The sequence below is a fragment of the Aquipuribacter hungaricus genome, assembly GCF_037860755.1.
In the GTDB taxonomy this organism is placed as follows: domain Bacteria; phylum Actinomycetota; class Actinomycetes; order Actinomycetales; family JBBAYJ01; genus Aquipuribacter; species Aquipuribacter hungaricus.
The window spans coordinates 1-4,083 of record NZ_JBBEOI010000291.1 but is presented as its reverse complement, the minus strand read 5'-3'; the positions used below and the strand labels follow the sequence as shown (position 1 = coordinate 4,083).

General features: G+C 76.4%; 4 protein-coding genes. 3 read left to right on the top strand and 1 reads right to left on the bottom strand.

From position 1 onward, the window contains the following. Window positions 1-1,996: sensor histidine kinase (locus WCS02_RS18350; protein ID WP_340295734.1), on the bottom strand; the 1,996-nt coding region annotated here is incomplete at its 3' end. 170 nt (window positions 1,997-2,166) lie between these two features. Between WCS02_RS18350 and WCS02_RS18345 the strand changes: the two genes are divergently transcribed. From WCS02_RS18345 to WCS02_RS18335, 3 genes are all read left to right on the top strand, one after another. Beyond that, complete coding sequence (locus tag WCS02_RS18345; RefSeq protein WP_340295733.1) at window positions 2,167-3,144, top strand: NAD(P)H-quinone oxidoreductase; 978 nt, start codon at window positions 2,167-2,169, stop codon at window positions 3,142-3,144. A gap of 17 nt (window positions 3,145-3,161) precedes the next feature. After that, the gene (locus WCS02_RS18340) at window positions 3,162-3,791 is read left to right on the top strand and encodes a bacterial proteasome activator family protein (protein ID WP_340295732.1); all 630 of its coding nucleotides are present in this window, start codon (window positions 3,162-3,164) and stop codon (window positions 3,789-3,791) included. A 71-nt stretch (window positions 3,792-3,862) separates the two neighbouring features. Next, window positions 3,863-4,083, top strand: a 221-nt coding sequence (locus WCS02_RS18335; RefSeq protein ID WP_340295731.1) for a hypothetical protein, incomplete at its 3' end; no start/stop codon positions are given.

Below are 4,083 nucleotides of genomic sequence, written 5' to 3'. Positions count from 1 at the left end.
GGGAGGCGCCCGGGTCGGCCGGGCCGGCGGCGTGCTGGCCGGGGGCCGCAGCACCGGCGACGTCAGCTGCGGCGACGGAAGCGGGGTCCCCCGACGGCGCGGCCACGGTGACCGTGCCGGGGACGAACAGCGACGGCGGCAGGTCGACGGTGACGACGAGGCCCTTGGCGGCGCCGCGGCGCAGGCCGACGGTGACGCCGAGGCGGCGGGCGAGCCGGCCGACCACGAAGTAGCCGAGGCGCTGCGAGGTGACGACGTCGCCGGCGGCGAAGTCGGAGATCTTGGCGCGGGCGGTGTCGATCTCGTCGTCGGTGAGACCCAGGCCCTCGTCGGTCACGGTGATGCGGACGCCGGCGGCGGTGCGGCTGGTCGTCACCAGGACGGGGGTGTGGGGCTCGGAGAAGTTGGTGCCGTTCTCGAGCAGCTCGGCGAGCAGGTGCGCCAGCTGCAGCGACAGGTGGCCCATCGTCGGCGGGTCGACCTGCAGGGCGAGGTTGACCCGCTCGTACTGCTCGATCTCCGAGGCGGCGGTGCGGATGACGTCGGACAGGGCGAGCGGCTGGCGGAGGCGGCGGCCGGCGTCGATGTTGGCGAGCACCAGGAGCGACTCCGCGTTGCGGCGCATCCGGGTCGCGAGGTGGTCCAGGCGGAACAGGTTCTCGAGGGTGTCGGGGTTCTCCTCGCGCTGCTCCAGGTGGTCGATGAACGACAGCTGGCGCGACAGGAGGACCTGGTTGCGGCGGGCGACGTTGACGAAGGTCTCGGCGATGGAGCCGCGCAGGGCGGCCTGCTCCTCGGCGACCTCGACGACCGTGTCGTTGACGGCGTTGAAGGCGGCGGCCAGGCGGCCGACCTCGTCGTCGCCGTCCACCGCGATGCGCGGCAGCTCGACGTCGGGCAGCTGGCCGGGGCTGCGCATCTGCTCGACCATGCGGGGCAGCTGCTCGCGCACGCTGGTCGCGGCGGCCGTCAGCTGGCGCAGCGGCCGGACGATGCGGCGGGACAGGACGAGCGAGGTCGTCACGGCGACGCCCAGGCCGAGGACGGCCACGGCGACGACGAGCGCGGCGAGGGTCGTGCTGGTGACCGCCGCGGCGGAGGCGCGGTCGGAGGCCTGCCGGACGTTGTCGTCGATGACCTCCTGCAGGCTGGCGAGCCGGGCGTCGACCGTGCTCTGCCACGCCTCGGGCGTCAGGGCGGTCTGGCTGGTGGCGGTCGGCGAGCCGAGCGTCGAGCGGGCGGCGGTCACGGACCAGCCGCTCCCCCGCCGGTCGCCGGGGGCGTCGAGCTCCTGGGCCGCGTCGTCGGGGGCGCCCACGGCGAAGGCCCACAGCTCGAGGGCCTCGGACTGCGCGCTCTCCATCGCCTTGAGGTCGGAGATGTCGGTGCCGGTGGCGGTGCCGGCGAGCAGCCGCAGGCCGATCTCGCGCTCGTCGAGGTAGAGGTCGCGGGCCCGGAGCAGGTGCCCCTGGCCGACCACGAGGTCGGCGGTCTGCTGGTCGCCGACCGTCGGGCCGACGCGCGCCGGCAGCTGCAGGTGCGCGTCGACGACCTCGTCGAAGACGGCGGAGGCACGGCCGAGCAGGACGCTGCCGTCGTCGACCCCCGTGCGCAGCGTCCGCAGCGTCTCCTGGGTGGCGAGGGTGGCGTCGACGGCCTGGCTGACGCGGACGGGGAGGCGCTCCAGCTCGACGCGGCCGACGGCCTCGTCGACCTGGGCCATGCCGCCGTCGACGGTCGCCCGGACCCCGGGCAGGGCCTGCACGGCCGCGGCGTCGCCCTGGAGGACGGCCTTCGTCGTGGACCGCTCGACGGCCAGGTCGAGGGCGAGCTGCTGGAGGATGCCGCCGACCTCGGTCAGCCGCTCCGCCTGCTGCGCCTCGCGCGCCCGGAGCACCTGCTGGGTGCCGAGGATCCCGGCCGTCAGGGCCAGGAGCACCAGCGGCAGCACCAGGACCGCGAGGATCTTCGACCGGATACCGGCAGAACGCAGCATGGCGTACCTCTCGTGGGACGACGACGACCGACCCGCCAGAGCAGCCGGTCACGGTGCTGTTCGGCACCGGGCGGCCGGGGCTGGAGGGGGTGGGGGGCCACCACCACCCGAACGGCCCCGCGCCGGGGGCGTGTCGCTGCGGGCGGCCGGTCTCGCCTACCGTCGCCCGGATGAGAGCCGTCGTCGTGCAGCAGCCGGGCGGGCCCGAGGTGCTCGTCGTCCGCGAGGTCCCCGACCCTGTCGCCGGACCGGGCGAGGTGGTCGTCGACGTGGCCGCGGCCGGGCTCAACCGCGCCGACCTGCTCGAGCGCCAGGGCCGCTACCCCGCCCCCGAGGGGGCACCGGGCTGGCCCGGCCTCGAGTGCTCGGGCACGGTGTCGGAGGTCGGCGAGGGCGTGACCGGGCTGCGGGTCGGCGACCGGGTGTGCGCGCTGCTCGACGGTGGCGGGTACGCCGAGCGCGTCGTCGTGCGGGCAGGGCAGGTCATGCCCGTGCCCGACGGCGTGGACCTCGTCGACGCGGCGGCGCTGCCCGAGGCCGCCGCCACCGTCCACAGCACCGTCGTCGCCCGCGCCGGGCTGCGTGCCGGCGAGACGTTCCTCGTGCACGGCGCGACGAGCGGGATCGGCACCTTCGCCACGCAGCTCGCGCACGCCCTGGGCGCCCGGACGCTGGCGACGGCGGGCTCGCCGGCCAAGGTCGCGGCGGCGGCGCCGTTCGGGGCCGACGCGGTCGTCGACTACCGCGCCGACGACCTGCACGCGCGGGTCCTCGAGCTCACCGACGGCGAGGGCGTCGACGTCGTGCTCGACCCGGTCGGGGCGCGGTACCTCGACCTGCACGTCCGGCTGCTGCGCACCGGCGGCCGGCTCGTGGTCATCGGCCTCATGGGAGGGCGGGGCGCGGAGCTCGACATGGCGGCGCTCATGACGCGACGCCTGTCGCTGCACGGCAGCACCCTGCGCTCGCGGCCCTGGCAGGAGAAGGCCGAGATCTGCGCCGCCGTCGTCGAGCAGGTGTGGCCGCTGGTCGCCGCCGGCCGGGTGCGCCCGGTCGTGGACCGGGTGCTGCCGCTGGCCGACGCCGCCGAGGGCCACCGCGTCCTGGAGGCCGGCGAGCACGTCGGGAAGGTGCTCCTGGTGCCGTGATGGCGCACGATGGGCGGGTGGACGACACCCTCTCCCCGGTCCCCGACGACGCCCGCGACGACGCCCCCGTGGCGCTCCCGGACGGCCAGGTGAGCGGCCAGGTGACCGGCCAGGACGGCGCGGCGGACGGCGGGACCGGTCAGCGCTCGGCGGACCGGGACCGGGTCGTGGTCGTCACCCCGCAGGGCATGTCCGTCACCACGGACACCTCCGAGGAGGGCCTGGCCGGCATGGTCGAGCAGCCCGCCAAGGTCATGCGGATCGGCAGCATGGTCAAGCAGCTGCTGGAGGAGGTCCGGACCGCCCCGCTGGACGAGGCCGGCCGCGCCCGCCTGGCCGACGTGCACGCGCGGTCCATCGCCGAGCTCGAGAGCGGGCTGGCGGACGACCTGGTCGCGGAGCTGCGGCGCATCGCGCTCCCCTTCTCGCCCGGCTCCACCCCGAGCGAGTCCGAGCTGCGGATCGCGCAGGCCCAGCTCGTCGGCTGGCTCGAGGGCCTGTTCCACGGCATCCAGACGACGCTGTTCGCGCAGCAGATGGCGGCCCGGGCCCAGCTGGAGCAGATCCGGCGCCAGGCCCTGCCCGCCGCCCCCGTCCCCGCCCCGGGCCACGAGGGCCCGCCGACCGCCACGGGCCAGTACCTCTGAGCAGGCTGTTCGACCGGTTCCGCCGGACCCACCCGCTCGGCGAGGGGCTGTGGCGGGCGGACTTCGAGCGGGTGGACCGGGCGAGCCGCCGGGTCCTGCAGGTGCTCGAGCACGCCGGCCGCCGGGACGAGGTGCTGCTCGTCGCGGTCCGCGCGTGCCGGGAGACGGTGTGGCGCTGCTGCACCGAGGCCGTCGCCCGGCAGCCCGGCGCCGACCGCGACGTCCCCGGCGACGACGCGCTGGCCACGGCGCACCGGGCCATGGCTCGCGCGGCCACCGCGCTGGCGCAGGC